This window comes from Streptomyces sp. NPDC004788 (genome assembly GCF_053601115.1).
In genome coordinates, this window is the sequence record NZ_JBSGBF010000004.1 from 39,782 (window position 1) to 65,434 (window position 25,653).

Here is a 25,653-nt window from a genome sequence, read left to right on the forward strand (position 1 = left end):
CTTTGAAGGGCCTTACCCTTCAAAAGGTGAACCAGTTGAAGTCCCGTGAGCCCGGCCCCGACGCGGCGCCCGCAGCCCTGCCCGGAACGCTGTCCGAAACCCTGCGTGCCGAACTGATCGCGTTCCGCCGGGATTTGCACATGCACCCCGAGCTCGGCAACCAGGAGTTCCGCACCACCGCCGTGCTCAAGGCCCGCCTGGAGGCGGCCGGGCTGCGCCCCAGAGTGCTCCCCTCCGGCACCGGGCTCGTCTGCGACATCGGGACCTGGGACCGCGCGCGGCCCATGCTGGCGATCCGCGGTGACCTCGACGCGCTGCCCATCCCGGACGTCAAGACCGTCCCGTACCGCTCCACCGAGCCCAACCGCGCGCACGCCTGCGGCCACGACGTCCACACCACCGCCACCCTGGGCGCCGGGCTCGTGCTCGCCGAGCTCGACCGCCAGGGCCGCCTGCCCGCGGCCGTACGGCTGATCTTCCAGCCCGCCGAGGAGGTGCTGCCCGGCGGCGCCGCCGACGCCATCGAGAACGGCGTCCTGGACGGGGTCGGCCGGATCATCGCCGTGCACTGCGACCCCCGCGTCGACGCCGGGAAGATCGGACTGCGGGCCGGCCCGATCACCTCCGCCTGCGACCGCCTGGAGGTCACCCTCGACGGGCCCGGCGGCCACACCGCCCGCCCGCACCTGACCACCGACCTGGTCACCGCCGTCGCCCGCGTCGCCGTCGACGTGCCCGCCGTGCTCGCCCGCCGGGTCGACGCCCGCTCCGGCATGTCGGTCACCTGGGGCCGTATCGAGGCCGGTCACGCCCCCAACGTCATCCCGCAGTCCGCCGCGCTCTCCGGCACCGTCCGCTGCCTCGACCTGCCGGCCTGGCGCGACGCCCCGGACCTGGTGCACGCGGCCATCGACGAGATCGCGACCCTGCACCGGGCCAAGTCGACCGTCGACTACGTGCGCGGCGTCCCGCCGGTCGTCAACGACCCGGTCGTCACCGAGCTGCTGCGCGACGCGATGAGTGCCCGGCGCGGCCCGTACGCCGTCGAGGACACCGAGCAGTCCCTGGGCGGCGAGGACTTCTCCTGGTACCTGGAGCACGTCCCCGGCGCGATGGCCCGGCTCGGCGTCCGCACGCCCGGCGACACCCGGGTCCGCGACCTGCACGCGGGCGACTTCGACGTCGACGAAAGGGCCATCGCGGTCGCGGTGGAACTCTTCACCGCCGCGGCCCTCATCGACGCCGCCCCGAAGCACTGACGAGGGCGCGCGCGGAAACGTCGAATTCCGGACTTAAGTACGACTTAATGCGGGGTCGGGCGTCGTTCACCCGTCCGGCTCCGCGCCCGGCGTGTCCCTCCGGCGCCCGGCCTCTCGGGCCGTACCAGCGTGTATGACGGGCCGTATCGGGGCGGATGCCGGCGGTGTCCGTCCTGGCCGGTTCGCGTCGATCCGATAACGACTCATGAACGGGTCTTTAACTGACATCTACGCGCGTTACGATCGCCGCGAAACCAGCGCCGGAAGAGGCGCTTTCGGTCAGTCTTGAAGGGACCCTCCTCTTGCGCCGGATCACCAGGATCACCACCGTGGGCATCGCCTCCGCGGCGCTCGCGCTTACCGCCACCGCGTGCGGCAAGTCCTCCACCTCGGGCTCCAGCAACCCCTCGGCCTCCGGCCAGGTCAAGGCCGCCATCGCCTACGACATCGGCGGCCGTGGCGACCAGTCCTTCAACGACGCCGCCTACGCGGGTCTGCAGCAGGCGGAGAAGGAGCTCGGCGCCAAGGGTGCCGAGGCCGAGCCGTCGCAGGGTGAGAGCGACGCCGACAAGGTGCAGCGCCTGACCGCCCTGGCCCGCGCCGGGAACAACCCGGTCATCGGCGTCGGCTTCTCCTACGCCCCGGCCATCGCGAAGGTCGCCAAGTCCTTCCCGAAGACCACCTTCGGCCTGATCGACGACACGTCGCAGACCGGCCCGAACATCGCCAACCTCGTCTTCAACGAGGAGCAGGGCTCCTACCTGGCCGGCGTCGCCGCCGCCAAGGCGTCCAAGACCGGCACGGTCGGCTTCATCGGCGGTGTCGAGGTTCCGCTGATCAAGAAGTTCGAGGCGGGCTTCACCCAGGGCGTCAAGGACACCAACCCCAAGGCGAAGGTGCTCACCCAGTACCTGACCCAGCCCCCGAACTTCGACGGCTTCTCGAAGCCGGACCTCGGCAAGGCCGCCGCGCAGGGCCAGCTCGACAAGGGCGCCGACGTGATCTACGCCGCCGCCGGTCTCGCCGGCTCCGGCTCGATCGAGGCCACCGCCACCGCCGGCAAGTGGGCCATCGGCGTCGACTCGGACCAGTACAACCAGAAGGGTCTGGCCCAGTACAAGGACCACATCCTGACGTCGGTCACCAAGAACGTCCAGGGCTCCGTCTTCAACCTGATCAAGTCGGTCAAGGACGGCAAGCCGCAGACCGGTGAGGTCCGCTACGGCCTCGCGACGGACGGCGTCGGCCTGGCCGACTCCAACCCGGCGTACCAGAAGATGACCGACCTCATCGCCGCCGTGAACAAGGCGAAGCAGGCGATCATCGACGGCAAGATCACGGTCAAGACCACGCCGTAACGGCTCCCAGGTCACGACCCAGGCCCGCGGGCCCGGCGACGGTGGCAGTCCACCCGAGCCGGGCCCCGAGCCCATTTCCCGTACGGGTTTTCAATTTTCGGCAGTGCTACGCGCGTAGATGTCCTAGTGGCACGATACCTTCGCCCCGCCCCGCCTGCCCACTCCGCTCCCACTCCTTTCGGCCAAGGAGAGTGCGCCATCAACGCGTCCAGCCCCCCTGCCGTAGAACTCCACGGCATCACCAAGCGCTTCCCCGGCGTCGTCGCCAACAAGGACATCGACATCACCGTCCGGAAGGGCACCGTTCACGCCCTCATCGGTGAGAACGGTGCCGGCAAGTCGACCCTGATGAAGATCCTCTACGGCATGCAGAAGCCGGACGAGGGCACCATCGCCGTCGACGGCGAGCAGTGCTCCTTCTCCAGCCCCGGTGACGCCATCGCGCGCGGCATCGGCATGGTGCACCAGCACTTCATGCTCGCCGACAACCTCACCGTCCTGGAGAACGTCGTCCTCGGCGGCGAGAAGCTCCACGGCATCGGTGCCAAGGCCCGCAGGAAGATCCAGGAGATCTCCGACGCGTACGGCCTCGGCGTCCGCCCCGACGTCCTCGTCGAGGACCTCGGCGTCGCCGACCGGCAGCGCGTGGAGATCCTCAAGGTCCTCTACCGCGGCGCCCGGATCCTGATCCTCGACGAGCCGACCGCCGTGCTCGTCCCGCAGGAGGTCGACGCGCTCTTCGACAACCTGCGCGAGCTCAAGTCCGAGGGCCTCACGGTCATCTTCATCTCGCACAAGCTCGGCGAGGTCCTGAAGGTCGCGGACGACATCACCGTCATCCGCCGCGGCACCACCGTCGGCACCGCCGACCCGAAGACCGCCACCACCAAGCAGCTCGCCGAGCTGATGGTCGGCACCGAGCTGCCCTCCCCGGAGACCCGCGAGTCGACGGTGACGGACGTCCCGATGCTGCAGGTCCAGGGCCTCACCCTGACCGAGGCCGGCGCCGCGGCCGCCGCCCCGGTGACCACCGCGGCCCCCGCGGACCCCTCCCAGTCCGCCGCGATGCACGAGGAGCCGGTCGCCGGCCGCAAGCTGCTCGACGACATCTCCCTCACCATCCACAAGGGCGAGATCCTGGGCATCGCCGGCGTCGAGGGCAACGGCCAGACCGAGCTCATCGAGGCCCTGATGGGCATGAACGCCCCCGACGCGGGCGTCATCACCCTCGACGGCGACGACATCACCAAGGTCTCGGTGCGCAAGCGCCGCGAGGGCGGCATCGGCTACATCCCCGAGGACCGCCACCGCCACGGCCTGCTGCTCGAAGCCCCGCTCTGGGAGAACCGCATCCTCGGCCACGTCACCGAGAAGCCCAACTCCAAGCGCGGCATCCTCGACCCGAAGGCCGCCCGCAAGGACACCGAGCGGATCGTGCGCGAGTACGACGTCCGCACGCCCGGCATCGACGTCACCGCCGCCTCGCTGTCGGGCGGCAACCAGCAGAAGCTGATCGTCGGCCGCGAGATGAGCCACGCCCCGAAGTTCCTGATCGCCGCCCACCCCACCCGTGGTGTGGACGTCGGCGCGCAGGCGCAGATCTGGGACGCCATCCGCGACGCCCGCCGCGAGGGCCTGGCCGTGCTGCTGATCTCCGCCGACCTCGACGAGCTGATCGGCCTGTCCGACACCCTCCGGGTCATGTACCGCGGCAAGCTCGTGGCCGACGCCGACCCCGCCACCATCACGCCCGAGGAGCTGGGCTCCGCCATGACCGGCGCCGCCACCGGCCGCCTCGAGGGCAACGACCAGCACCCCGAAGACGGTGACGCCCGATGATGAAGATCGACAAGGACAAGCTGCTCATCGGGGCCGCGGGCCCGGTGCTCGCGCTGGTCTCCTCCTTCGTGCTCACCGTGCTGGTGCTGCTCGCCACGGGCCTCGACCCGATCGAGCCGATCCGGCTGATGATCGAGAACGCCGGATACTCCGACATCCAGGTGCTGATCATCAACCAGACCGGCATCTACTACCTGGCGTCCCTGGCCGTGGCCATCGGCTTCCGGATGAACCTCTTCAACATCGGCGTCGACGGCCAGTACCGCCTCGCGGCGATGGTGTCGGCCGTCGTCGGTGCCTCCGTGACCCTGCCCGGTCCGCTGCACATCCTGCTGATCGTGCTCGTCGCGATCCTCGTCGGTGCCTTCTGGGCCGGCATCGCGGCCCTCCTGAAGACCACCCGCGGCGTCTCCGAGGTCGTCTCGACGATCATGCTCAACGCCATCACGACCTCGCTGGTGGCCTGGCTGATCCTGCCGAAGAACTGGGGCGTCCAGCCGGCCGGCTCCAACAACCTCACCACCGGTGAGATCCCCGAGTCCGGCTGGTTCCCCGGCATCGACATGGGCGAGGGCAACGGGGTCATCTACGGCTTCACCTTCGTCGCGCTCGCGCTCGGCGTCGTCTACTGGTTCGTCCTCAACCGCACCAAGTTCGGCTTCGACCTGCGCGCCACCGGCGCCAGCGAGTCCGCCGCCCAGGCCAGCGGTGTCGACGCCAAGAAGATGATCCTCACCGCGATGCTGATCTCGGGTGGCCTCGCCGGTCTGTCCGGCATGCCGACGCTGCTCGGCGAGACCCACACGTACAGCCTCGACTTCCCGGTCGGCGTCGGCTTCACCGCCATCGCCATCGCCCTGCTCGGCCGCAACCACCCGGTCGGCATCCTCTTCTCGTCCCTCCTCTTCGCGTTCCTGGAGAAGGCGTCCTCCTCGCTGGACACCAACGGGTACCCGAAGGAGATCACGCAGATCATGCAGGGCATCATCGTGATCGCCGTGGTCGTCTCCTACGAGCTCGTCCGCCGTTACGGCCTCCGCCGTCAGCAGCAGAAGGTCGGCGAACAGCTGGCCGCCGGCCGCGCCATCAAGACCGACAAGGAGGTGGCGGCATGAGCACCGGCACCGTCGCCAAGCCCAGCGCCGCGCCGAAGAAGGCCGCGCGCCGCAAGCTGACCTGGCCCTGGATCCTGCTGATCGTGGCGGCCGGTCTCGTCCTCTTCTCCTTCGTCCGGGTCGTGTCCGGCGCCGACGACCTCACCTCGGTCGGCCAGGTCTCCGGCGCGCTCCAGCTCGCCGTGCCGATCGCCATGGCCGGTCTCGGCGGTCTGTGGTCCGAGCGTGCGGGCGTCGTCAACATCGGCCTCGAAGGCATGATGATCCTCGGCACCTGGTTCGGTGCCTGGGCCGGCTACCAGTGGGGCCCGTGGACGGGTGTCGTCGTCGGCATCCTCGGCGGCGCGCTCGGCGGTCTGCTGCACGCGATCATCACGGTCACCTTCAACGTGAACCACATCGTCTCCGGTGTGGCGATCAACATCCTGGCGCTCGGCTTCACCAAGTACCTGTCGAAGTTCACGTTCGCCGAGGCCGAGGGCGGCTCCGCCAAGCAGTCCCCGCGCATCGACCAGATCACCGACATCACCATCCCGGGGCTCTCGGACTGGCTGCAGGACCTCCAGCAGAAGCACTGGTTCCTGATCTCGGACATCGCCGGCATCCTCGGCGGCCTGGTCACCAACCTGTCGCTGCTGACCGTCGTCGCCGTCCTGCTGATCCCGGCCACCTGGTGGCTGCTGTGGCGCACGGCCTTCGGCCTGCGGCTGCGCTCCTGCGGTGAGAACCCGGTCGCGGCCGAGTCCCTGGGCGTCAACGTCTACAAGTACAAGTACATCGCCGTGGTGGTGTCGGGAGGCCTCGCCGGCCTCGGTGGCGCGTTCCTCGCGATCGTCTCCACCGGCATCTACCAGGAGGGCCAGACCGGCGGCCGCGGTTACATCGGTCTCGCCGCGATGATCTTCGGCAACTGGATGCCGGGCGGCATGGCCATGGGCGCCGGCCTGTTCGGCTTCACCGACAGCCTCAAGCTGCGCGGCGGCGCCGAGAACGTCCACGCGCTGCTGCTGCTCGTCGCGCTGCTCCTGGTGATCGCCGCACTGTGGCAGATGTACCGGAAGAAGTGGGTGGTCGCCGCGCTCGGCGCCGTCTTCGCCGTCGGCTTCTTCTTCTGGTACGTCCTCACCGACCAGGTCCCGAGCCAGTTCGTCGACGCCGCTCCGTACGTCACCACGCTGCTCGTGCTCGCCCTGTCGGCGCAGCGGCTGCGGATGCCGAAGGCGGACGGTCTGCCGTACCAGAAGGGCCAGGGCAAGTGACGCCCTTGTCCGAGACCGACTGGGAGCTGCTGCGGACGACGGCGCGGGAGGCGATGTCCCACGCCTACGCCCCGTACTCCGGCTTCCCGGTCGGCGCGGCGGCGCTCGTCGACGACGGGCGGGTGGTCTCCGGCTGCAACGTGGAGAACGCCTCGTTCGGCCTCGGTCTGTGCGCCGAGTGCGGGCTGGTCTCGCAGCTCCAGGCGACCGGCGGCGGTCGGCTCACGCACTTCGTGTGCGTCGACGGCCGGGGCGAGTCCCTGGTGCCGTGCGGCCGGTGCCGGCAGCTGCTGTACGAGTTCGGGGGCGCCGAACTCGTCCTGGAGACGCCCGCGGGGTTCGTCACCCTGGCGGAGATGCTGCCGCAGGCATTCGGCCCGGACCACCTCGCCAAGTAACACCTCTGAGCGGCCCTTCCGGCACGATGGGAAGGGCCGCTCCTCCTTTCCACCTCTATGCGCGTAGAAAGAGGCATCACCACATGGACGTCATCTCCGTCATCCGCACCAAGCGGGACAAGGGCGAGCTGAGCCCCGAGCAGATCGACTGGGTCATCGACGCCTACACCCGCGGGGAGGTCGCCGACGAGCAGATGTCCGCCCTGGCCATGGCGATCCTGCTGAACGGCATGAACCGCGACGAGATCGCCCGCTGGACCGCGGCCATGATCGCCTCCGGCGAGCGCATGGACTTCTCCTCGCTGTCCCGGCCGACCGCGGACAAGCACTCCACCGGCGGCGTCGGCGACAAGATCACCCTGCCGCTCGCCCCGCTCGTCGCCGCCTGCGGCGCGGCCGTCCCGCAGCTCTCCGGCCGAGGTCTCGGCCACACCGGCGGCACCCTCGACAAGCTGGAGTCCATCCCCGGCTGGCGGGCGCTGCTCTCCAACGAGGAGATGCTGCACGTCCTCGACACCACCGGCGCGGTCATCTGCGCGGCCGGCGACGGCCTGGCCCCGGCGGACAAGAAGCTCTACGCGCTGCGTGACGTCACCGGCACGGTCGAGGCCATCCCGCTGATCGCCTCCTCGATCATGTCGAAGAAGATCGCCGAGGGCACCGGCTCCCTGGTCCTCGACGTCAAGGTCGGCACCGGCGCCTTCATGAAGAACATCGAGGACGCCCGCGAGCTCGCCTCCACCATGGTGGCGCTCGGCACCGACAGCGGCGTCAAGACCGTCGCCCTGCTCACCGACATGTCCACCCCGCTCGGCCTCACCGCCGGCAACGCCCTCGAGGTCCGCGAGTCCGTCGAGGTCCTCGCGGGCGGCGGCCCCGCCGACGTCGTCGAGCTCACCATCGCCCTGGCCCGCGAGATGCTCGACGCCGCCGGCATCAAGGACGCCGACCCGGCCAAGGCCCTCGCCGACGGCTCCGCCATGGACGCCTGGCGCCGCATGATCGCCGCCCAGGGCGGCGACCCGGACGCCACCCTCCCGGTCGCCCGCGAGCAGCACGTCGTGACCGCCCCGTCCTCCGGCGTCCTCACCCGCCTGGACGCCTACGCCATCGGCATCGCCGCCTGGCGCCTCGGCGCCGGCCGCGCCCGCAAGGAGGACCCGGTCCAGGCCGGCGCGGGCGTCGAGCTCCACGCGAAGCCGGGCGACACGGTGACGGCGGGCCAGCCGCTGCTCACCCTGCACACGGACACCCCGGAGAAGTTCGACTACGCGCTGAAGTCCCTGACGGCCGCGTGGGACATCGCCCCGGCGGGCACGGAGTTCACCCCGAACCCGATCGTGCTGGACCGCATCGCGTGATGCACTGATCGCCTCTGGCATGTGCCAGGGACACCTTCGGGCGAACGGGGCCGGTGGACCTCCACCGGCCCCGTTCGGCATGCTGGGATCGGTGACGCACCGATAGAGGAGACCGCCATGAGCGCACTCACCGTCTCCAATGCGGGTACGGACTGCATCACGAAGGCCGCTGGGTACGCCCAAGCCGGTGTGCCGCTGTACCTCCTCGTCGACCCGTTCGCGCCGGGAGGACCCACCGTCACCCTCTACGGCGAGCCGAAGGGTGACGTCTACCGCGTTCTGAGCGCGGTCCCGTTCGGCGAGGAGATCCACCTCCCCGCCCCCTTCGGCCTCACCCTCGACACCGCCGAGTTCCCCGTCGGCTGAGCCCCGGCTCCCGGCCGCGATGAGTTCCGGGCGCGGCGGCGGTCCACCCCGTGTGGACACCTCGCGCACCCTCGAACTGCGGCTGCCCGCGCGGCCCGCCCCCGACGACGTCGGGCGGCTCTGCGCGCTGCTCGACGCCGCCGAGCCCACCCTCGTCGTCTGCGAGGCCGGCGGGCTGGAGCGGGCCGATCTCGCCGCCGTCGACGCCCTCGCCCGGCTGCGGCTCGCCGCGCGGCGGCGCGGGCACCGGCTCGTCTTCACGGGCGTCCGGGCCGAGCTGCGCGGGCTGCTCGGCCTCGTCGGCCTCGGCGATCTCGTATGAGTGTCAGGCCTCCAGCCGCTCCGGCAGGTCGAACAGCGGGAACCAGCGCTTGGTGTCCAGGAAGAAGTCCATCCCGCCGATCTTCCCGTCGTGCACCTGGAGCACGATCAGGGCCCACGGCGCGAAGCCGCCCTCCGGGTCCGGGTGGTAGTGCGCGAAGGCCGGCTGGCCGTTCGCCACGGTCGGCACCAGCCGGGAGCCGCGGCACACCTCGCCGACGCCCAGCATCCAGCCCACGATGTCGTCGTGGCCGCGCAGCCACAGGTCGTACGGCGGCATGGACATCGTCGCGTCCTCGTGGAGGAGGGCCGTCAGGGCCTGCATGTCATAGCCCTCGAAGGCCGCCACGTAGCGGTCCAGGAGCGCCTTCTGCTCCTCGTCCAGCGGGTCCGCCGCGTCCGAGGTGGCCGGCGCCTGCTCGGCGATGGTCGCGCGGGCCCGCTGCAGGGCGCTGTTGACCGAGGCGACGGTCAGGCCGAGCAGCTCGGCGACCTCGGCCGCCTTCCAGGCCAGCACCTCGCGCAGGATCAGCACCGCCCGCTGCTTCGGCGGCAGGTGCTGCAGCGCCGCCACGAACGCGAGCCGCACGGTCTCCCGCGACACCGCCGTCTCCGCCGGGTCGGCCACCGACGGCAGCACCCGGCCGTCCGGCACCGGCTCCAGCCAGGTGACCTCCGGGCGCTCGTTGAGCCGGGCCTGCGCCACCGGCGTCGGATCCGTCAGGTCCATCGGCCGGGCCCGCCGGTTGCCCGCGCTGAGCGCGTCCAGACACACGTTGGTCGCGATCCGGTACAGCCAGGACCGCAGCGACGAGCGCCCCTCGAAGGAGTCGAGCGAACGCCAGGCGCGCACCATGGTGTCCTGCACCGCGTCCTCCGCCTCGAAGGCGGAGCCCAGCATCCGGTAGCAGTAACCGGTCAGCTCCGTACGGTACTTCTCCAGGTCGTCCGACTTCGGTTCGCCGGTCGTCATGGCCATCGCGTCCACCCCGCTCGCCCCTCACCGGCGCCCGTTCGACGCCGATGAGGGGAAGCTAGCGCAGCCCACTGACAACGAGGGCCCGTTCGCCGGATTCCGTCACGTTCCGGGCTTGCGCCCGTACACGAACACGTCGTCGCCCGTCCGCAGCAGGTTCCAGTACGCCTTCGCGTCCGCCGGCCGCATGTTGACGCAGCCGCCCGAACCCGGCGGGTTCCACATGGACTTGGTGGTCGAGTGGAAGGCCTGCCCGCCGTCGAAGAACTGCGAGTACGGCATCGACACGTGGTAGAGCGTCGACCAGTGGTTGATGTGGCGCCAGTAGATCTTCTTCGCGCCGGTACGGGTCTCCGCGCCGTCCCGGCCCGTGCGCACGGGCACCGGGCCGTACTTGAGGCGGGCGCCGTCCTGGATCCAGCTGAGCTGGCGGGTCAGGTCGACGCAGGCGATCCGGCCCTTGTTCGTCGGACACCTGCCCTCACGGTTCGGGTTGGTGCCGGCGGCCCGCTGCGCGAGCATCGTCGACATGGTGCGCCAGGTGATCACACCGGCGTAACCCGCCGACGGCAGGATCCCGTGCTTCTGCTGGAACGCCTGGATCGTCCGGCAGTCGGTGAGCGACTGGCGCCCGTCGACGGGCCGGCCGAGGAACTTCTCCACCTGCTTCTGGTACGGGCCGGTCGTCGTGTTGCAGTACGTCGCCGCCTGCGCCGGGGCGGCGCCGAGGGCCACCGTCAGCGGCACGACCAGGGACGTGACCGCGAGGCCGACGCCCGCTCTCCTCCGGCCGGTGCTCCGGCTGCCGCTCCGATTGGTGCTCCGAATCGCACTCATGATCGTCAACTCCCCCTAGAGTCCTGAGAGTTAAGACTCGCGGGGGAGCCGAACGGTTGCAATGCCGTGACCGGGCGATCGCGCAGCGTCAGGCCGCCGCGAGCCGCTGCCGCTGCCGCTGCCGGTCGCGCCGCGCCTCGACGCGCGCGCTGTGCGTCCCGTACAGCGTGATCGACACGACGCCGAGCACCGCCACCAGGCCGATCACGACCGTCCCGGCCCAGCCGCCCGCGTGGAAGGCGACCGCGCCGAGCGTGCCGCCCGCGCTGCTGCCCAGGTAGTACGCCGACTGGTAGAGCGCCGAGGCCTGCGCGCGGCCCGTCTTCGCGGTGCGGCTCACCGAGGAGGAGGCGACCGCGTGCCCGGCGAAGAAGCCGGCGGTGATCAGGACCAGGCCCGCGAGGACGGCGGGCAGCGCGTCGGCGAGCGAGAGCAGCAGCCCCGCCGCCGTCGTGGAGACGGCCAGGTAGAGCGCGCCCCGCCGGCCGAGCCGGCCGACGAGCCGGCCGGCCGCCGCGGAGGAGACCGTACCGACCAGGTAGACCAGGAAGATCGAGCCGACCACGCCCTGCGGCAGCGAGAACGGCGCCTCGACGAGCCGGTAGCCGATCACCGTGTAGACGGCGCCGAAGACCGTCATGAACAGCGCGCCGATCGCGTAGAGCCGCACGAGCAGCGGGTCCGCGAGGTGACCGCGCACGGTCCGCGCGAGCAGCCGCGGGTTCAGCGTGCCGGGCGTGAAGTGCCGGGCCTTCGGGATGAGCACGCGGAAGGCGATCGCGCAGCCCACGGCCATCAGGCCGACGGCCGCCAGGCCCGCCCGCCAGCCCCACAGCTGGGCCACCCAGCCGGTGACGATCCGGCCGCTCATGCCGCCGATGGAGTTGCCCGCCACGAACAGGCCGATCGCGGCGACCAGCGCCTTCGGCCGCACCTCCTCGGCCAGGAACGCCATCGCCGAGGCCGGCACACCGGCCAGGGCGGCGCCCTGCACCGCGCGCAGCGCGACGAGCCAGTCCAGGTTCGGGGCGAGCGGCACGAGCAGACCGACGGCGACGGCGACCGCGAGCGAGGCCGTCATCATCGAGCGGCGCCCGAAGCGCTCGGACAGCGCGCTGAGGGGGAGGACGCACAGGGCGAGCGCGCCGGTCGCGGCGGAGACCGTCCAGGAGGCGGCCGACGCGGTGGCGCCGAACTCGGCCGAGACGGCGGGGAGGAGGGCCTGGGTGGAGTAGAGGAGGGCGAAGGTGGCCACTCCGGCGGCGAACAGCGCCAGGCTCATCCGGCGGTAGCCGGGGCGGCCGGGGGCGAGCCGGGAGTCTTCGGAGGGAAGGCTTGCGTCGGCGACCGCGCGGGTGGCGGCCGCCTTGGTACTGGCGGAAGGCATGCCTCGAACGTAGGCCCCCCGGTTTCATGCGTCCAATGCACGGAACTGCTGTAATCGTTCCCGTGATGCATGAGTACAGGTCACAGCATCGGCTGTCACCGAACAGTAACGAAGAAGACATGGGACTGCTGCTCGCGCCGCGGCTCGCGTACTTCGCCGCCGTCGCCCGGCACGAGCACGTGACCAGGGCCGCGCAGGAGATGGGCGTGCCGCAGTCGACGCTGTCGCGGGCCATGGTCCGACTCGAAGAGGACCTCGGCGTTGCCCTGTTCGCCCGCCGCGGCCGCACGGTCTCGCTCACCGCCGCCGGCCGCCGCTTCCTCGGCGCCGCCGAGCGGGCCCTCGCCGAGGTCGAGCGCGCCGCCGACACCGTACGCGCCGACGCCGACCCCACCGCCGGCCGGGTCGCCTTCGGCTTCCTGCACACCATGGGCTCCGAGACCGTGCCCGGACTCATCCGCGCCTTCCGCGTCGACCACCCCAGGGTCCGCTTCACCCTGGTGCAGAACTACGGCGAGGCCATGATCGAACGGCTCCGCTCCGGCGAGCTCGACCTCTGCCTCACCTCGCCCGTCCCCGACGCGCCCGACCTCGTCGGCCGCCGCCTCGACGAACAGCGGCTGCGGCTCGTCGTCCCCGACGACCACCGGCTCGCCTCCCGCAAGCGGATCCGGCTCGCCGAGGCCGCCGACGAGACCTTCGTGACCCTCGAACCCGGCTACGGGCTGCGCCGCATCACCGACGACCTGTGCGCACAGGCCGGCTTCAAGCCCCGTGTCGCCTTCGAGGGCGAGGAGGCCGAGACCCTCCGCGGCCTCGTCGCCGCCGGTCTCGGCGTCGCCCTCCTGCCGCCCCCGGCCGTCGCCCGGCCCGGCGTCGTCGAACTCGGCGTGACCTCGCCGCGCGCGGTCCGCGAGATCGGCGTGGCCTGGCTCGACGGCCACCCGGACACCCCACCGGTGGCCGCCTTCAAGAAGTTCCTGCTGAGCAAGCGGGGCAGCCTGCTGCCGGAGTGAATCAGCGCAGTGAAGCACGGCAGTGAATCAGCGCAGTGAACCACCGGCGCGAACCACCGGCGCGGGCTACCGCCGCGAGCAGCCGAAGCCCGCCGCCAGCGGCATCCGCAGGCCCAGCGGCGGCGGCGCCGCCATCGCGTCGGCCAGCGGCCGGCTCTGCGGCCGCCCGAACAGCGAGGAGAGCACGAAGTCGGCCGCCAGGGCGTGCACTTCGTCCTGGTACTGCCGCAGCGCGTGCCCGTCCGCGTGCACCTCGAAGCGGCAGGTGTCCCGGTTCGACTTCTTGGCCCGCTCGGCGTAGCGGTACGACAGCTCCGGATCCGTCCGCGCGTCGTTCGTCCCCTGCACGAGCAGGACCCGGCGCCCCACCAACTGCCGTACGGGCTCGGGCTCGGCCGCCCGGTCGTCCTCCGGCAGCCACGGCGCGACCGCCAGGACCGCCGTCACCGCCGCGTGCCCGGCCGCGTGCAGCGCCGCCCGCGCCCCCATCCCGCGCCCGGCCAGGCAGACCGGCACGTCCCCGTACCGCCGCACCGCCTCCGCGACCGCCCACGACGCGTCCGCCGCGAGCTGCGCGTCCGCCCCGTTCCAGCCGCGGCCGCGGTAGCGCACCACCTGCGCGACGAGCCCCTCGGCCCGCCCCGCCCGTCCCAGCGCCCGCCCGAGCGGCAGCGCCGCCGCGTGCGCCCACGCCGACGGCCCGCGCCCCGACACCGGCTCGCCGTCCGGCAGCAGCAGCACCACTCCGCCGACCTCGGTGACCGTCTGCGTCGCTCCGACGGGCCGACCGAGCCGGGGTCTCCGGGTGCCGGCCGGTGCCACGAGTGCGTTGTGCGTCATGACGGAACAGTCTCAGAAGGCGAGGTGTACGACAGCCGTACGCGCGGTCTCTGTTACGTATCACCCGCTGAGCGAACGGCCGCCATCCCTAGGCCCGTTCGAAGCAGTGCACCTCGCCCACCGGTACGAAGCCGCGCCGCTCGTACCAGTGGCGCGGCCAGTCGTCGGCCAGGGCGGTGAGGAAGGTCGTGGTGGCGCCGGCCGCGGCCGCCAGGCGGAGGGCGGTGTCCAGGACGACTCCGGCGTGGCCCTGGCCGAGGTGCGAGCCGGCCGTGACCAGGTCCTCGATCTGGGCCACGCCGGTGGCCCGGTCGACATAGAGGTCGGCCCACGAGGCGACCTCGCCGAACTCGTCGTGGGAGGCGAGGAAGCGCACGTCGTCCGCGCCCCGGAGGCGGGCCGCGCGGCGCTCCACCAGGGTCTCGACGACCTCGTCCGCGGCGTCCGGCAGAAGGCGCCGCCAGCTCTCGGCCACCGGCCCGCGCAGCGCCGGCAGATCCACCTCGCGGGCACCGCCGAGTTCCGGGACCGGGCCGGTGTGGCGCATGAGGAGGACCGTGGCGCGGGTGTAGCCGGCCGCCGTGAGCGGGCCGGCGCAGGCCTCACCGACCGCCCCGTCCGGGATGTAGACGGTGCGGTGGGCGAGATGGGCCATGGCCGCGTCGACCACGGCGGGCAGCGTCGCGGGGTCGGGCGCGCCGTCCACCAGCACGTGGTTGTTGCCGTGGGACAGTGCGTAGGTGTCGTCGAGCGCGGCGAAGCCGCCGCGGAAGTCGACCGTCCGCTCGGCCTGCCGGCGGGTGAACGCGGACAGGAAGGCCTGGATGCGGCGCAGTTCGAGGCCGTCGGAGTCGTCGAGGGGCATACCCGCAGGCTAGGCCGACGGACCTGGCTTCCGCACCGAGAATTCAGGTGCCGAAGAGGCGCGCTCTACGCGCGTAGGCGCTACAGTGCCGAAATGACGAGCCAGATCCCCACCACTCCCACCGTGGACCAGATCCGCCGCGCCCCGAAGGTGCTGCTGCACGACCACCTCGACGGCGGGCTGCGCCCCGGCACGATCATCGAACTCGCCCGGGCCCAGGGCTATGACGCGCTCCCGGAGACCGAGCCCGACAAGCTCGGCATCTGGTTCCGCGAGGCGGCCGACTCCGGTTCGCTGGAGCGCTATCTGGAGACCTTCGCGCACACCTGCGCCGTCATGCAGACCCGCGAGGCGCTGGTCCGCGTCGCCGCCGAGTGCGCGGTCGACCTCGCCGAGGACGGCGTCGTCTACGCCGAGGTGCGCTACGCCCCCGAGCAGCATCTGGAGGGCGGTCTCACCCTCGAAGAGGTCGTCGAGGCCGTCAACGAGGGCTTCCGCGAGGGCGAGCGGCAGGCGCGGGCCAACGGGCACCGGATCCGGGTCGGTGCCCTGCTGACCGCGATGCGGCACGCCGCCCGCGCCCTGGAGATCGCCGAACTCGCCAACCGCTACCGCGATTCCGGCGTGGTCGGCTTCGACATCGCGGGCGCCGAGGCCGGCTTCCCGCCCACCCGTCACCTCGACGCCTTCGAGTACCTGAAGCGGGAGAACAACCACTTCACGATCCACGCGGGCGAGGCGTTCGGCCTGCCGTCGATCTGGCAGGCGCTCCAGTGGTGCGGCGCGGACCGGCTCGGCCACGGCGTGCGGATCATCGACGACATCGAGGTCGCCGCGGACGGCTCGGTCAGCCTCGGCCGGCTCGCCGCGTACGTCCGCGACAAGCGGATCCCGCTGGAGATGTGCCCGACCTCCAACCTCCAGACCGGTGCCGCCGCCTCGTACGCGGAGCACCCCATCGGACTGCTCCGCAAGCTGCACTTCCGGGCGACGGTCAACACCGACAACCGGCTGATGAGCGGCACCAGCATGAGCAAGGAATTCGAATTCCTGGTCGAGGCGTTCGGTTACACGCTCGACGACATGGCGTGGTTCACGGTCAATGCGATGAAATCAGCGTTCATTCCTTTCGATGAACGACTCGCCATGATCAATGACGTCATCAAGCCGGGATATGCCGAGCTGAAGTCCGAATGGCTGTTCCAGCAGACCGCCACCACCAGCGAGTCTTCCCGCCCGACCGGCTGAGCGAGGGCCTCCGGGACGATCATCGGAGCGGCCGGGCGCACCACGCCCGGCCGCATTTCGGTGTTTGCGGACGGGGCATTCGCTCGTTAGGTTGCGTAGCCGCTCTGCATTCCACGAATTCCCCGCCCCGTGATCCCCGAGATTCCCGAGGAAGATTTTCTGATGAAGCAGTCCGCCGCCAAGAAGCTCGGTGTCGCCGTCCTGGGTGCCGCTTTCGCCGCCGCTGCCGCCGGCACGGCCTCCGCCGCCCCCGCCCCGGAGCCGGCCGGCCCGGACGCCCTGGGCCTGGTCACCAACACCGTCCCGGTCGGCGAGGACGTCACCGAGCTGCCCGCGGGCACCGACGCGGCCCTGGCCGGCGGCGAGACCGCCGTCGGCAGCGGCGCGGAGCAGGCCGTCAACGCCGTGCCCGGCGCGGTCGACCAGGCCCAGAACCTCCCGGGCGAGGTGCAGAAGCAGGCGTCGAACCTGCCGCTGGACGGCGCCAAGAGCGGCCTCGCCGCCACCCCGCTCCAGGGCGCGACCGGCCTCCTCGGCGGCCTGCCGCTGAACGGCCTGCCGGTGGGCGGCCTCGGCGGCCTGGCCGGCGGCCTGCCGCTCTAAGCGGCGCGCCGGCGGTACGCGAGCTGGCGGTACGCGCGCCAGCCGTACGCACGTCGGCCGTACCCACGCCGGCCTTGCACACGCCGAAGGGGCGCCCACCCGGACCGGATGGGCGCCCCTTCGGCATGCGTACGGCGACTACCAGGCCATGCTCGGCGACTTCTCCGCCGGCAGCAGCACCCACAGCGCCAGGTAGATCAGGAACTGCGGGCCCGGCAGCAGGCACGAGACCAGGAAGATCGCGCGCATCGTCCAGTCGGAGATGCCGAAGCGCCGGGCCAGCGCCGCGCACACTCCGCCGATCACGCGTCCGTCACGGGGGCGGGCAAGTGCGGCCATGGTGGGCTCCTTCGTTTCCGGCGGCGATCCCGGTGATCGCGCTGTCCGATGCCTCCATGCTGCCGCCGGCGAAGGGACGAAACGTCGGTCTAGGGGGCGATCCCGACCCTGGGAATCGTCGGGGTCGGACCCTGAGGGACCGCCCGCCGCATCCGCACTGGGGAGGACCCCCGGGAGGCGCCCGACCGCGCCGCCGCCCGCCGCCGCAGCCGCGCCCGCCCCGTCGGCACGAGCAGGACGTGCGCGAGCGCCACGCCCACCGTGTTCAGGAGCACCGAGTCGACGTCCACGACCTGCCCGGGCACCGCCGTCTGCAGCAGCTCCACGGCCAGCGACACCAGCGCGCCCGCCGCCGTCGTACGGGCCAGGGACGCCCACGGCGAGACCTTCAGACGCCCGTCGCACATCGGCAGCAGCACCCCGAGCGGGGCCAGGAGCAGCAGCTCCTTGCCGATCCGCCAGGCCGCCTCGGCCGGGCCGAGCAGCAGATAGGCGCGGATGCCGGCGAGCGGGGTCAGGTTCGGCGCGGTCACCCAGGCCACGTCCCGCGGCCGGAGCGCCACCCAGGCGACGCAGAGCACATGCGCGAGGAGGAGCAGGAACCCCGCCACGCGTACCACCGTGGCGGCACTGCCGCCGGAACCGCCCGAACCGCCCGAACCTTGAGGTTGCACGCCCCCCAAGACGCGCCCCCCGGCGGAATCGGTTCCGCCCCGACCCGGATCGAACCCCGACCGGCCCTTAGGGGGCGCCGGAGGGAGCCGATGCCGGAGCGGTCGCCGGAGCGGTCGCCCGGGTCGTCGCCGGCGTCGACGACACCGCCGACTCCGGGCGCTCCTTCAGCTGCTCCGTGCACAGATAGCGGCGCGGCTCGTACGAGCCCGGGCCGCCGAGCACCACCGTGTCACCGCCCGCGCCCGCCGCGCCCGCCGTGCTCTCGGCGAAGGTGCAGACGATCTGCGCGAGCGCGGCCGCCGGCAGGTCCTCGGGCTGGCGGCTGAGCCGCAGCGTGCCCTTCACATCGCCCTTGTGGGCGCCGCCGACCAGCAGCGGGCCCTTCACGGCCGTGGCGAAGCCGGCCTGCCGCTCGTCGGCCGACGGCTCGGTCACCAGCTGGGCGAGCAGCGCCGAGGCCGTACGCACCGGATCACCCGCCGCCTTCTCCTCCGGCAGCGGCGAGCGGCGCTCGACCCGCTCCAGCTGCGCCCCGCACAGCAGGTACACGTGCAGCGGCACGCCCGTGCCGGGGGCGGCCCCGTCGGGCGTGGCGCCGGCCGAGGTGTCGCACGGCACCCGCGAGGGGGCCGCGCCGGCGTCCACCGGCACCGAGGTCGTACGGATGCCGCAGCCCGCGAGCAGTACGGCAGCGCCGAAAACCACGAGTCCCCGTCCCGTACGGCTCATACGGCGACGTCTCAACTCTCCTCCACCTCGCCCTGCACCTCACCCTGGCTGCTGCGGGTCTGCAGCTCGCGCGCTATCCCCGAGGCGTCCCGGGGCAGCCGCAGCACGAACACCGCGCCGTCCACCCGTCCGTCCGCACCGGTCGAGTTGTCCGCGGTGATGGAGCCGCCGTGGATCAGGGCGTTCTCCATGGCGATCGACAGGCCGAGGCCGCTGCCGTCCGAGCGGGGCCGCGACGCGCTCGCCTTGTAGAAGCGGTCGAAGACGTGCGGCAGGACCTCCGCGGGGATGCCGGGCCCGTGGTCCCGTACGGCGATCACCAGGTCCTCCTCGCCGCTCTCGGCGGACGTCTCGGTCCGCACCGACACCCGCACCGGCGAACCGCCGTGCTTCAGCGCGTTGCCGATCAGGTTCGCCAGGATCACGTCGAGGCGGCGCGGGTCGAGCCGCGCCACGATCCCGCGCTCGGCGTCCAGGTCGACCGCGTCCAGCCAGGCCCGGGCGTCGATGCAGGCGGTGATCTGGTCGGCGATGTCGACGTCGTCGAGGACCAGCCGGGCGGTGCCCGCGTCGAAGCGGGTCACCTCCATCAGGTTCTCCACCAGGTCGTTGAGCCGGCGCGTCTCGCTGACGACGAGCGCCACGGCCGGGGCGATCATCGGGTCGAGCGCGTCCTGCTCGTCCTCCAGGACCTCGGTCACGGCGGTCAGCGCGGTCAGCGGGGTGCGCAGCTCGTGCGACATGTCGGCGACGAAACGGGCGCTCGCCTCCTCCCGCGCGCTCATGTCCGCGACCTTCTTCTGCAGCGACTCGGCCGCGCTGTTGAACGTCCGCGACAGGTCGGCCAGTTCGTCGTTGCCGGAGACCCGCAGCCGGGTGTCCAGCTTGCCCTCGCCGAGCTGCCGGGCCGCCTCGCCGAGCCGGTGCACCGGGCGCAGCACGGTCGTCGCCGCGACCTGCGCGAGCAGCACCGAGCCGATCACGGCGAGGCCGGTGGCGATGCCGAGGGACCAGCCCAGCGAGTTGAGGTCGGCCTTCTCCGCGGCGAGCGACTTGAACACGTAGCCGGTCGGCCCGCCGCCGTCGATCCTCGTCCCGCCGACCAGGTACGGCGTCCCGCCGCGCTGCGTCCGCTGCCAGAACAGGTGGTACGGGTACGGATTGCCCTCCGTCACCGCGCGCCGCGTCTCCACCGCCGTGCGCAGCGACTCCGGCACGTCGGCGAGCGTGAACACGTCCGGGTCGGAGGCGCCCACGATCGGCTTGCCGGCCGCCCGCTCGCCGACGAGCAGCACGCTGTAGCCCGCGCTGCCGCTCGCCATCTGCTCGGCGGTGCGCCGCAGCTCGTCCTCCGTGGGCCGCAGCGGCAGCGTCGCCGCCCGGTTCTGCATCTCCTGCCGGAAGTCGTTGAGCGAGCTGTCCTGGGTGCGCTTGAGCACCGCCTCGCGGTTCAGCCAGTACGCGATGCCGGACGCCGACACGGCCGCGGTGAGCGCGACCAGGGCGAAGACGACGACGAGCCGCAGCCGCAGGCTGGTGAAGCGGAGTACCGAGACGATCCCCTTGGTCACGCAGGAACGTCCAGCCGGTAGCCCACACCTCGTACGGTACGGATCAGGGTCGGCGAGGACGGCACGTCCTCCACCTTGGCGCGCAGCCGCTGCACACAGGCGTCGACGAGCCGCGAGTCGCCCAGGTAGTCGTGCTCCCACACGAGCCGCAGCAACTGCTGGCGCGACAGGGCCTGGCCGGGCCGCCGGCTCAGCTCCAGGAGCAGCCGCAGCTCGGTCGGCGTGAGCTGGAGGTCCTGCCCGTTCTTGGTGACGGTCATCGCCGAGCGGTCGATCACGAGCGAGCCGAAGGTCGCCGAGTCCGTGGACTCGCGTTCGCCGCGCCGCAGCACCGCGCGGATCCGGGCGTCGAGCACCCGGCCCTGCACGGGCTTGACCACGTAGTCGTCGGCACCCGACTCCAGGCCCACGACGACGTCGATGTCGTCGCTGCGGGCCGTGAGCAGGATGATCGGCAGCTGGTCCGTACGCCGGATCCGGCGGCACACCTCGAAACCGTCGATGCCGGGCAGCATCACGTCCAGCACGACCAGGTCCGGACGCTGCTCCTTGAGCAGCTTCAGACCGTCCTCGCCCGTCGCCGCGGTGGCCACACGGTGGCCCTGGCGGGACAGGGAGAGTTCGAGGGCCGTGCGGATGGCGTCGTCGTCCTCGATCAGCAACAGGAAAGGCACGGCCTCATTCTGTCCCATGCGGCCGTCCGAGATCGACCGTCCAGTCACGCCTCCGTCACTCCGGGGCCTGTGACACGGCTGTGACAGTCGGCGGACACCGCCATGAAGTGCGGCGGGCAGTCTTTTCGTCATCAAGGGCTTACGGACTCCAACCGACGGGGGGCGCGAGATGAACGCACTGCACAGCACCACCTCAAGCGCAGTTGTCACGCGTCTCCACGACGTCACGCGGAGCACCGAGAAGTCCGGCGCGGTGAACGGACGGGGGTGCGTTCGCAGCGTCGGGCGTCAGCGCAAGGCGCCGTACATGGTGGCCCTGGCTGACGGGGGTACGGGGTACGGGGAGGCCACGGGGGAGCGTTCCTCCCGTTCGGAGGCGGAGTTCACCGCCTACGTCCAGGAGCGCCGGGCCTCCCTGTACGCCACCGCCTACCACCTGACCGGTGACCGTTACGAGGCCGAGGACCTGCTCCAGAGCGCGCTGTTCTCCACGTACCGCGCCTGGGACCGGATCAGCGACAAGGCCGCGGTCGGCGGCTACCTGCGCCGCACGATGACGAACCTGCACATCAGCGCCTGGCGGCGGCGCAAGCTCAACGAGTACCCGACCGAGGAGCTGCCGGAGACGGTCGGCGAGACGGACGCGATGCGCGGCACCGAACTGCGCGCCGTCCTCTGGCAGGCGCTGGCCCGGCTGCCCGAACTGCAGCGCACGATGCTGGTGCTGCGCTACTACGAGGGCCGGACCGATCCGGAGATCGCGGAGATCCTGGACATCAGTGTCGGCACGGTGAAGTCGAGCATCTGGCGCTCGCTGCGGCGACTGCGCGAGGACCAGGTGCTGAGCTTCGGCCGTGACGAGGAGGAGTCCTTCGGCGAGTTGGTCGCCTGAAGGTCTGACGGGGGGACCACGGGGGAAACACGGGGGACCGTACGGGGGTACGGGGGAACCGGCGAGGGCCGGGCAGGATCGGGGGATCCTGTCCGGCCCTCGGCGCGTTTGCGTACGGCGGGGTGGGGGTGCGGGTGCGGGTGCGCGTGGTGAACGGCCACGTGAGCGCGGCGCGCGTCGGGGACGGCTCAGTGGTTGGCCGGGGTGCGGCAGCGGCCCGCGGCCGCGGCCGCGAGGCGGCCCAGGGCCTCGGGCTTGGCGCAGGGGTGGGCGCCGAGGGCGGTCTGGCGGGCCACGATGGAGCGTTCGGCGCGCATCAGGCGCCAGCCGCGGCGCAGCAGGAACGGGACCGACTTGCGGCCCTCCCTCAGGTCGCGCAGCAGCCGGCGGCGGAAGGTGGTGGCCGGGCTGCCGCGCAGGCAGAGCGCGTCGGCGAGCACGCCGAGTTCGCGGCAGCGGGCCACGATGTCGGCGGCGAAGATGCCCTCCGCCACGAACAGCGGCGTGCGCTCGATGTCGAGGGTCTCGTGGTCGACGCGCGAGCTGGTGGCGATGTCGTACACGGGCACGTCGGTCCGCCCCGTACGGCACAGCTGCTCGATCGCGGCGACGGCCGCGTCCGCGTCCCAGGAGAGCGGGGAGTCCCAGTCGATGTCCGTGCTGCCGTCGACGAGCGGCAGGGAGGGGTCGTCACCCTCCTTGTAGAAGTCGTCGAGACGGAGCACCGGCAGTCCGGTGCGGGCGGCGAGGGACGACTTGCCGGAGCCGGAGGGGCCCGCGAGCAGGACGACCCGGGTCGGGATCGGTTGGGAACTCACGGGACACCAGTGTGAACCATTCCCCCCAATAGGGGACCCCCGAGGTGACCCGTTGGTATCGAGCATCACACCTCCACTACTGTCGGTGCCCGCTCGACCACCCTTCGGAAGGACCCCACCCCATGGCGAGTCACGCCGCTCCCCGATCCTCCCGCCGCACCGCCCTGCTGAAGGCCGGGCTCACCGTCACGGCGGCCGGCGCCGCCCTGCTCGGCGCGGGCGCCGCGGCCCAGGCCGCCGACGGACTGGGCCTGCCGCTCCCGGTGGACTCGCTGACCCAGGCGGACGGAGAAGCCGCCCTGGACGGCGTCGGCCAGGGCGTGAAGCCGCTGACCGAGCTCCAGATCGACCCGCTGGCCAACACCGGCGTGGACCCGCTCGACAACGGCCTCGGCACCCAGGTCGCCGACTTCAAGCCGGTCGGCACGAACATGGCGACCGACCTCGTGACGCGAGGCGGCGGCCTCGCGGACCTGCCGGTGGCGGGACCGCTGGCGTCGGGCCTGCTGCCGTAGCGGTACGACGAGGAGGCCCCGGCCTTTCACGGTCGGGGCCTCTCGCGCGCACGCGGTCTAGTACGAGGAGCCGCTCGCGCCCAGCGAACCCGTCGGGTGCCAGACGGTCTTCGTCTCCAGGAACGCGGTCATGCGGTCCGTGCCCGGGGACTCGGCGAAGTCCTCGGTGGGGCGCGGGCGCAGGACGCGCTTCAGGTTGTCCGCGGCGGCGATCTCCAGGTCGCGGGCCAGGTCGGCGTCCGCGCCGGTGAGGTCGATCGCGTTGACGTCGAGGTGGGCCGCCAGGTGCGGGCCCATCTCGGCGGCCTTGCCGGAGAGGATGTTGACGACGCCGCCGGGGAGGTCGGAGGTGGCCAGGACCTCGCCCAGGGAGAGGGCGGGGAGCGGGGACTTCTCCGAGGCGATGACCACCGCCGTGTTGCCCGTCGCGATCACCGGGGCGATGACGGAGACCAGGCCCAGGAAGGACGACTCCTGCGGGGCGATCACGGTGACGACGCCGGTCGGCTCCGGGGTGGACAGGTTGAAGTACGGGCCGGCCACCGGGTTGGCGCCGCCGACGACCTGGGCGATCTTGTCGGTCCAGCCCGCGTACCAGACCCAGCGGTCGATCGCGGCGTCGACGACCGCGGCGGCCTTCGACTTGCCGAGGCCCTCGGCATCGGCGACCTCGCGCACGAACTGGTCCCGGCGGCCCTCCAGCATCTCGGCGACGCGGTAGAGGATCTGGCCGCGGTTGTACGCGGTCGCGCCCGCCCAGCCGCCGAACGCCTTGCGGGCCGCGACGACCGCGTCACGGGCGTCCTTGCGGGACGAGAGCGGGGCGTTGGCCAGCCACTTGCCCTTGGAGTCGGTCACCTCGTACACCCGGCCGCTCTCGGAACGCGGGAACTTCCCGCCCACGTACAGCTTGTAGGTCTTGAAGACGCCAAGACGGGTCTGACTGTCAGACATCGAGGTAGGCCTCCAGACCGTGACGGCCGCCCTCGCGGCCGAAGCCCGACTCCTTGTAGCCGCCGAACGGCGAGGTCGGGTCGAACTTGTTGAACGTGTTGGCCCAGACGACTCCGGCCCGGAGCTTGTTCGCCACCGCGAGGATGCGGGAGCCCTTCTCCGTCCAGATGCCCGCCGACAGGCCGTACTGGCTGTTGTTGGCCTTGGCGACGGCCTCGTCGGGGGTACGGAAGGTCAGCACCGACAGGACCGGGCCGAAGATCTCGTCGCGGGCCACGGTGTGCGCCTGGGTGACGTTCGTGAAGAGCGTCGGGGCGAACCAGTAGCCGGCGGACGGGATCTCGCAGGCGGCGGTCCAGCGCTCGGCGCCCTCCGCCTCGCCCCGCTCGACCAGCGAGGTGATCCGGGCCAGCTGCTCCTCGGAGTTGATGGCGCCGATGTCGGTGTTCTTGTCGAGCGGGTCGCCCAGGCGGAGCGTCGACAGGCGCCGCTTGAGCGAGTCGAGCAGCTCGTCGTGGATCGACTCCTGGACCAGGAGGCGGGAGCCCGCGCAGCAGACCTGGCCCTGGTTGAAGAAGATGCCGTTGACGATGCCCTCGACGGCCTGGTCGATGGGCGCGTCGTCGAAGACGATGTTGGCGCCCTTGCCGCCCAGCTCCAGGGTGAGCTTCTTGCGGGTGCCCGCGACGGACTTCGCGATGGACCGGCCGACGGCGGTCGAGCCGGTGAAGGCGACCTTGTTGACGTCCGGGTGCTCGACGAGCGCGGCGCCGGTGTCCCCGTAACCCGGGAGGATGTTGACGACACCCTTCGGGAGGCCGGCCTGGCGGCAGATGTCCGCGAAGAACAGGGCGGACAGCGGGGTCGTCTCGGCGGGCTTCAGGACGACCGTGTTGCCGGTCGCGAGCGCCGGGGCGATCTTCCACGCGAGCATCAGGAGGGGGAAGTTCCAGGGAATGACCTGGCCGGCCACGCCCAGCGGCTTCGGGTTCGGGCCGTAGCCGGCGTGGTCGAGCTTGTCGGCCCAGCCGGCGTAGTAGAAGAAGTGCGCGGCGACCAGCGGGAGGTCCGCGTCGCGGGTCTCCTTGATCGGCTTGCCGTTGTCCAGGGTCTCCAGGACGGCCAGCTCGCGGCTGCGCTCCTGGATGATCCGGGCGATCCGGAAGAGGTACTTGGCGCGCTCGGAGCCGGGCAGCGCGGACCACTTCTCGAAGGCGCGGCGGGCGGCCTTCACCGCGCGGTCCACGTCCTCGGCGCCGGCCTGGGCGATCTCGGAGAGGACCTCCTCGGTGGAGGGGGAGACGGTCTTGAAGACCTTGCCGTCGGCCGCGTCGACGAACTCGCCGTCGATGAAGAGGCCGTAGGAGGGCGCGATGTCGACGACGGACCGGGACTCGGGCGCCGGTGCGTACTCGAACGGGGAGGAGGGGGAGGTCAT

27 protein-coding genes are annotated in these 25,653 nt (G+C 71.9%); 14 read left to right on the forward strand and 13 right to left on the reverse strand.

The window, feature by feature from the left end:
* The first annotated feature begins 26 nt into the window (after nucleotides 1-26).
* The 9 genes from ACWEJX_RS03275 to ACWEJX_RS03315 all read left to right on the forward strand — a co-directional run bounded on the left by ACWEJX_RS03275 (nucleotide 27) and on the right by ACWEJX_RS03315 (nucleotide 9,277).
* Nucleotides 27-1,259 (forward strand): amidohydrolase, encoded by a 1,233-nt coding sequence (locus ACWEJX_RS03275; protein ID WP_451605823.1) that lies wholly within the window; start codon nucleotides 27-29, stop codon nucleotides 1,257-1,259.
* 302 nt (nucleotides 1,260-1,561) lie between these two features.
* Nucleotides 1,562-2,617: a BMP family lipoprotein gene (locus ACWEJX_RS03280; protein WP_451605824.1), complete on the forward strand. Its 1,056-nt coding sequence runs from the start codon at nucleotides 1,562-1,564 to the stop codon at nucleotides 2,615-2,617.
* A gap of 198 nt (nucleotides 2,618-2,815) precedes the next feature.
* The gene (locus ACWEJX_RS03285; RefSeq protein ID WP_451605968.1) at nucleotides 2,816-4,456 is read left to right on the forward strand and encodes an ABC transporter ATP-binding protein; all 1,641 of its coding nucleotides are present in this window, start codon (nucleotides 2,816-2,818) and stop codon (nucleotides 4,454-4,456) included.
* Nucleotides 4,453-5,571 (forward strand): ABC transporter permease, encoded by a 1,119-nt coding sequence (locus tag ACWEJX_RS03290; RefSeq protein ID WP_451605825.1) that lies wholly within the window; start codon nucleotides 4,453-4,455, stop codon nucleotides 5,569-5,571. Before ACWEJX_RS03285 ends, ACWEJX_RS03290 begins: the two co-directional genes overlap by 4 nt.
* Nucleotides 5,568-6,830: an ABC transporter permease gene (locus ACWEJX_RS03295; protein WP_451605826.1), complete on the forward strand. Its 1,263-nt coding sequence runs from the start codon at nucleotides 5,568-5,570 to the stop codon at nucleotides 6,828-6,830. Before ACWEJX_RS03290 ends, ACWEJX_RS03295 begins: the two co-directional genes overlap by 4 nt.
* A 5-nt stretch (nucleotides 6,831-6,835) precedes the next feature.
* Nucleotides 6,836-7,228, forward strand: a complete 393-nt coding sequence (locus ACWEJX_RS03300; RefSeq protein ID WP_451605969.1) for a cytidine deaminase — start codon at nucleotides 6,836-6,838, stop codon at nucleotides 7,226-7,228.
* Nucleotides 7,229-7,311: 83 nt separating this feature from the next.
* On the forward strand, nucleotides 7,312-8,589 hold the full coding sequence (locus ACWEJX_RS03305) for a thymidine phosphorylase (protein ID WP_451605827.1): 1,278 nt from the start codon (nucleotides 7,312-7,314) through the stop codon (nucleotides 8,587-8,589).
* 117 nt (nucleotides 8,590-8,706) lie between these two features.
* The gene (locus tag ACWEJX_RS03310) at nucleotides 8,707-8,955 is read left to right on the forward strand and encodes a Uma2 family endonuclease (RefSeq protein WP_451605828.1); all 249 of its coding nucleotides are present in this window, start codon (nucleotides 8,707-8,709) and stop codon (nucleotides 8,953-8,955) included.
* Nucleotides 8,956-9,007: 52 nt separating this feature from the next.
* Nucleotides 9,008-9,277, forward strand: a complete 270-nt coding sequence (locus ACWEJX_RS03315; RefSeq protein ID WP_451605829.1) for an STAS domain-containing protein — start codon at nucleotides 9,008-9,010, stop codon at nucleotides 9,275-9,277.
* A gap of 3 nt (nucleotides 9,278-9,280) precedes the next feature.
* On the opposite strand, the gene ACWEJX_RS03320 is transcribed toward ACWEJX_RS03315, so the two are convergent.
* The 3 genes from ACWEJX_RS03320 to ACWEJX_RS03330 all read right to left on the reverse strand — a co-directional run bounded on the left by ACWEJX_RS03320 (nucleotide 9,281) and on the right by ACWEJX_RS03330 (nucleotide 12,476).
* Nucleotides 9,281-10,255 carry a sigma-70 family RNA polymerase sigma factor gene (locus tag ACWEJX_RS03320; protein ID WP_451605830.1) on the reverse strand — a complete coding sequence of 325 codons (975 nt, stop codon included), beginning with the start codon at nucleotides 10,253-10,255 and terminating at the stop codon, nucleotides 9,281-9,283.
* A gap of 99 nt (nucleotides 10,256-10,354) precedes the next feature.
* Complete coding sequence (locus tag ACWEJX_RS03325; RefSeq protein WP_451605831.1) at nucleotides 10,355-11,089, reverse strand: L,D-transpeptidase; 735 nt, start codon at nucleotides 11,087-11,089, stop codon at nucleotides 10,355-10,357.
* Nucleotides 11,090-11,177: 88 nt separating this feature from the next.
* Nucleotides 11,178-12,476: an MFS transporter gene (locus ACWEJX_RS03330; protein WP_451605832.1), complete on the reverse strand. Its 1,299-nt coding sequence runs from the start codon at nucleotides 12,474-12,476 to the stop codon at nucleotides 11,178-11,180.
* Between the two features lie 62 nt (nucleotides 12,477-12,538).
* Between ACWEJX_RS03330 and ACWEJX_RS03335 the strand changes: the two genes are divergently transcribed.
* Entirely contained in the window at nucleotides 12,539-13,492 is a 954-nt protein-coding gene (locus tag ACWEJX_RS03335) for a LysR family transcriptional regulator (protein WP_451605833.1), read from the forward strand.
* A gap of 66 nt (nucleotides 13,493-13,558) precedes the next feature.
* Here ACWEJX_RS03335 and ACWEJX_RS03340 read toward each other — a convergent pair whose 3' ends face one another.
* A complete protein-coding gene (locus ACWEJX_RS03340; protein ID WP_451605834.1) occupies nucleotides 13,559-14,332 on the reverse strand; it encodes an alpha/beta hydrolase in 774 nt (257 codons plus the stop codon).
* 88 nt (nucleotides 14,333-14,420) lie between these two features.
* Nucleotides 14,421-15,197: a GNAT family N-acetyltransferase gene (locus tag ACWEJX_RS03345; RefSeq protein WP_451605835.1), complete on the reverse strand. Its 777-nt coding sequence runs from the start codon at nucleotides 15,195-15,197 to the stop codon at nucleotides 14,421-14,423.
* Between the two features lie 93 nt (nucleotides 15,198-15,290).
* On the opposite strand from ACWEJX_RS03345, the gene ACWEJX_RS03350 reads away from it, so the two are divergent.
* Nucleotides 15,291-16,445, forward strand: coding sequence for an adenosine deaminase (locus tag ACWEJX_RS03350; RefSeq protein WP_403795826.1), 1,155 nt, complete (start codon nucleotides 15,291-15,293; stop codon nucleotides 16,443-16,445).
* A 162-nt stretch (nucleotides 16,446-16,607) separates the two neighbouring features.
* Nucleotides 16,608-17,048 carry a hypothetical protein gene (locus ACWEJX_RS03355; RefSeq protein ID WP_451605836.1) on the forward strand — a complete coding sequence of 147 codons (441 nt, stop codon included), beginning with the start codon at nucleotides 16,608-16,610 and terminating at the stop codon, nucleotides 17,046-17,048.
* A gap of 138 nt (nucleotides 17,049-17,186) precedes the next feature.
* On the opposite strand, the gene ACWEJX_RS03360 is transcribed toward ACWEJX_RS03355, so the two are convergent.
* The 5 genes from ACWEJX_RS03360 to afsQ1 form a co-directional block, all read right to left on the reverse strand.
* Nucleotides 17,187-17,387 (reverse strand): PspC domain-containing protein, encoded by a 201-nt coding sequence (locus tag ACWEJX_RS03360; RefSeq protein WP_451605837.1) that lies wholly within the window; start codon nucleotides 17,385-17,387, stop codon nucleotides 17,187-17,189.
* Nucleotides 17,388-17,476: 89 nt separating this feature from the next.
* Nucleotides 17,477-17,998, reverse strand: a complete 522-nt coding sequence (locus ACWEJX_RS03365) for a VanZ family protein (protein ID WP_451605838.1) — start codon at nucleotides 17,996-17,998, stop codon at nucleotides 17,477-17,479.
* Between the two features lie 130 nt (nucleotides 17,999-18,128).
* Complete coding sequence (locus ACWEJX_RS03370; RefSeq protein WP_451605839.1) at nucleotides 18,129-18,791, reverse strand: hypothetical protein; 663 nt, start codon at nucleotides 18,789-18,791, stop codon at nucleotides 18,129-18,131.
* 11 nt (nucleotides 18,792-18,802) lie between these two features.
* Nucleotides 18,803-20,362, reverse strand: coding sequence for an ATP-binding protein (locus ACWEJX_RS03375; RefSeq protein WP_451605840.1), 1,560 nt, complete (start codon nucleotides 20,360-20,362; stop codon nucleotides 18,803-18,805).
* Nucleotides 20,359-21,036, reverse strand: coding sequence for a two-component system response regulator AfsQ1 (gene afsQ1, locus ACWEJX_RS03380; protein ID WP_403795842.1), 678 nt, complete (start codon nucleotides 21,034-21,036; stop codon nucleotides 20,359-20,361). The genes ACWEJX_RS03375 and afsQ1 overlap by 4 nt, the downstream gene beginning before the upstream one ends.
* A gap of 169 nt (nucleotides 21,037-21,205) precedes the next feature.
* Between afsQ1 and ACWEJX_RS03385 the strand changes: the two genes are divergently transcribed.
* Complete coding sequence (locus tag ACWEJX_RS03385) at nucleotides 21,206-21,928, forward strand: SigE family RNA polymerase sigma factor (RefSeq protein ID WP_451605841.1); 723 nt, start codon at nucleotides 21,206-21,208, stop codon at nucleotides 21,926-21,928.
* A 188-nt stretch (nucleotides 21,929-22,116) separates the two neighbouring features.
* On the opposite strand, the gene ACWEJX_RS03390 is transcribed toward ACWEJX_RS03385, so the two are convergent.
* A complete protein-coding gene (locus ACWEJX_RS03390) occupies nucleotides 22,117-22,812 on the reverse strand; it encodes a uridine kinase family protein (protein ID WP_451605842.1) in 696 nt (231 codons plus the stop codon).
* 56 nt (nucleotides 22,813-22,868) lie between these two features.
* Here ACWEJX_RS03390 and ACWEJX_RS03395 point away from each other — a divergent pair, with 56 nt between their 5' ends.
* Nucleotides 22,869-23,261, forward strand: coding sequence for a hypothetical protein (locus tag ACWEJX_RS03395; RefSeq protein ID WP_451605843.1), 393 nt, complete (start codon nucleotides 22,869-22,871; stop codon nucleotides 23,259-23,261).
* A gap of 57 nt (nucleotides 23,262-23,318) precedes the next feature.
* Here ACWEJX_RS03395 and ACWEJX_RS03400 read toward each other — a convergent pair whose 3' ends face one another.
* Together ACWEJX_RS03400 and ACWEJX_RS03405 are read right to left on the reverse strand one after the other, a co-directional pair.
* Nucleotides 23,319-24,215: an aldehyde dehydrogenase family protein gene (locus ACWEJX_RS03400; RefSeq protein ID WP_451605844.1), complete on the reverse strand. Its 897-nt coding sequence runs from the start codon at nucleotides 24,213-24,215 to the stop codon at nucleotides 23,319-23,321.
* Nucleotides 24,208-25,653, reverse strand: a complete 1,446-nt coding sequence (locus tag ACWEJX_RS03405) for an aldehyde dehydrogenase family protein (protein WP_451605845.1) — start codon at nucleotides 25,651-25,653, stop codon at nucleotides 24,208-24,210. Before ACWEJX_RS03405 ends, ACWEJX_RS03400 begins: the two co-directional genes overlap by 8 nt.

Bases quoted from the DNA above. Each gene is read 5' to 3' on its own strand.
- ACWEJX_RS03290 (WP_451605825.1), top strand. From the start codon at position 4,453: ATGATGAAGATCGACAAGGACAAGCTGCTCATCGGGGCCGCGGGCCCG.
- ACWEJX_RS03295 (WP_451605826.1), top strand. From the start codon at position 5,568: ATGAGCACCGGCACCGTCGCCAAGCCCAGCGCCGCGCCGAAGAAGGCC.
- ACWEJX_RS03305 (WP_451605827.1), top strand. From the start codon at position 7,312: ATGGACGTCATCTCCGTCATCCGCACCAAGCGGGACAAGGGCGAGCTG.
- ACWEJX_RS03310 (WP_451605828.1), top strand. From the start codon at position 8,707: ATGAGCGCACTCACCGTCTCCAATGCGGGTACGGACTGCATCACGAAG.
- ACWEJX_RS03320 (WP_451605830.1), bottom strand. From the start codon at position 10,255: ATGGCCATGACGACCGGCGAACCGAAGTCGGACGACCTGGAGAAGTAC.
- ACWEJX_RS03325 (WP_451605831.1), bottom strand. From the start codon at position 11,089: ATGAGTGCGATTCGGAGCACCAATCGGAGCGGCAGCCGGAGCACCGGC.
- ACWEJX_RS03330 (WP_451605832.1), bottom strand. From the start codon at position 12,476: ATGCCTTCCGCCAGTACCAAGGCGGCCGCCACCCGCGCGGTCGCCGAC.
- ACWEJX_RS03340 (WP_451605834.1), bottom strand. From the start codon at position 14,332: ATGACGCACAACGCACTCGTGGCACCGGCCGGCACCCGGAGACCCCGG.
- ACWEJX_RS03345 (WP_451605835.1), bottom strand. From the start codon at position 15,197: ATGCCCCTCGACGACTCCGACGGCCTCGAACTGCGCCGCATCCAGGCC.
- ACWEJX_RS03350 (WP_403795826.1), top strand. From the start codon at position 15,291: ATGACGAGCCAGATCCCCACCACTCCCACCGTGGACCAGATCCGCCGC.
- ACWEJX_RS03355 (WP_451605836.1), top strand. From the start codon at position 16,608: ATGAAGCAGTCCGCCGCCAAGAAGCTCGGTGTCGCCGTCCTGGGTGCC.
- ACWEJX_RS03360 (WP_451605837.1), bottom strand. From the start codon at position 17,387: ATGGCCGCACTTGCCCGCCCCCGTGACGGACGCGTGATCGGCGGAGTG.
- ACWEJX_RS03370 (WP_451605839.1), bottom strand. From the start codon at position 18,791: ATGAGCCGTACGGGACGGGGACTCGTGGTTTTCGGCGCTGCCGTACTG.
- ACWEJX_RS03385 (WP_451605841.1), top strand. From the start codon at position 21,206: ATGAACGCACTGCACAGCACCACCTCAAGCGCAGTTGTCACGCGTCTC.
- ACWEJX_RS03390 (WP_451605842.1), bottom strand. From the start codon at position 22,812: ATGCTCGATACCAACGGGTCACCTCGGGGGTCCCCTATTGGGGGGAAT.
- ACWEJX_RS03395 (WP_451605843.1), top strand. From the start codon at position 22,869: ATGGCGAGTCACGCCGCTCCCCGATCCTCCCGCCGCACCGCCCTGCTG.
- ACWEJX_RS03400 (WP_451605844.1), bottom strand. From the start codon at position 24,215: ATGTCTGACAGTCAGACCCGTCTTGGCGTCTTCAAGACCTACAAGCTG.
- ACWEJX_RS03405 (WP_451605845.1), bottom strand. From the start codon at position 25,653: ATGACCTCCCCCTCCTCCCCGTTCGAGTACGCACCGGCGCCCGAGTCC.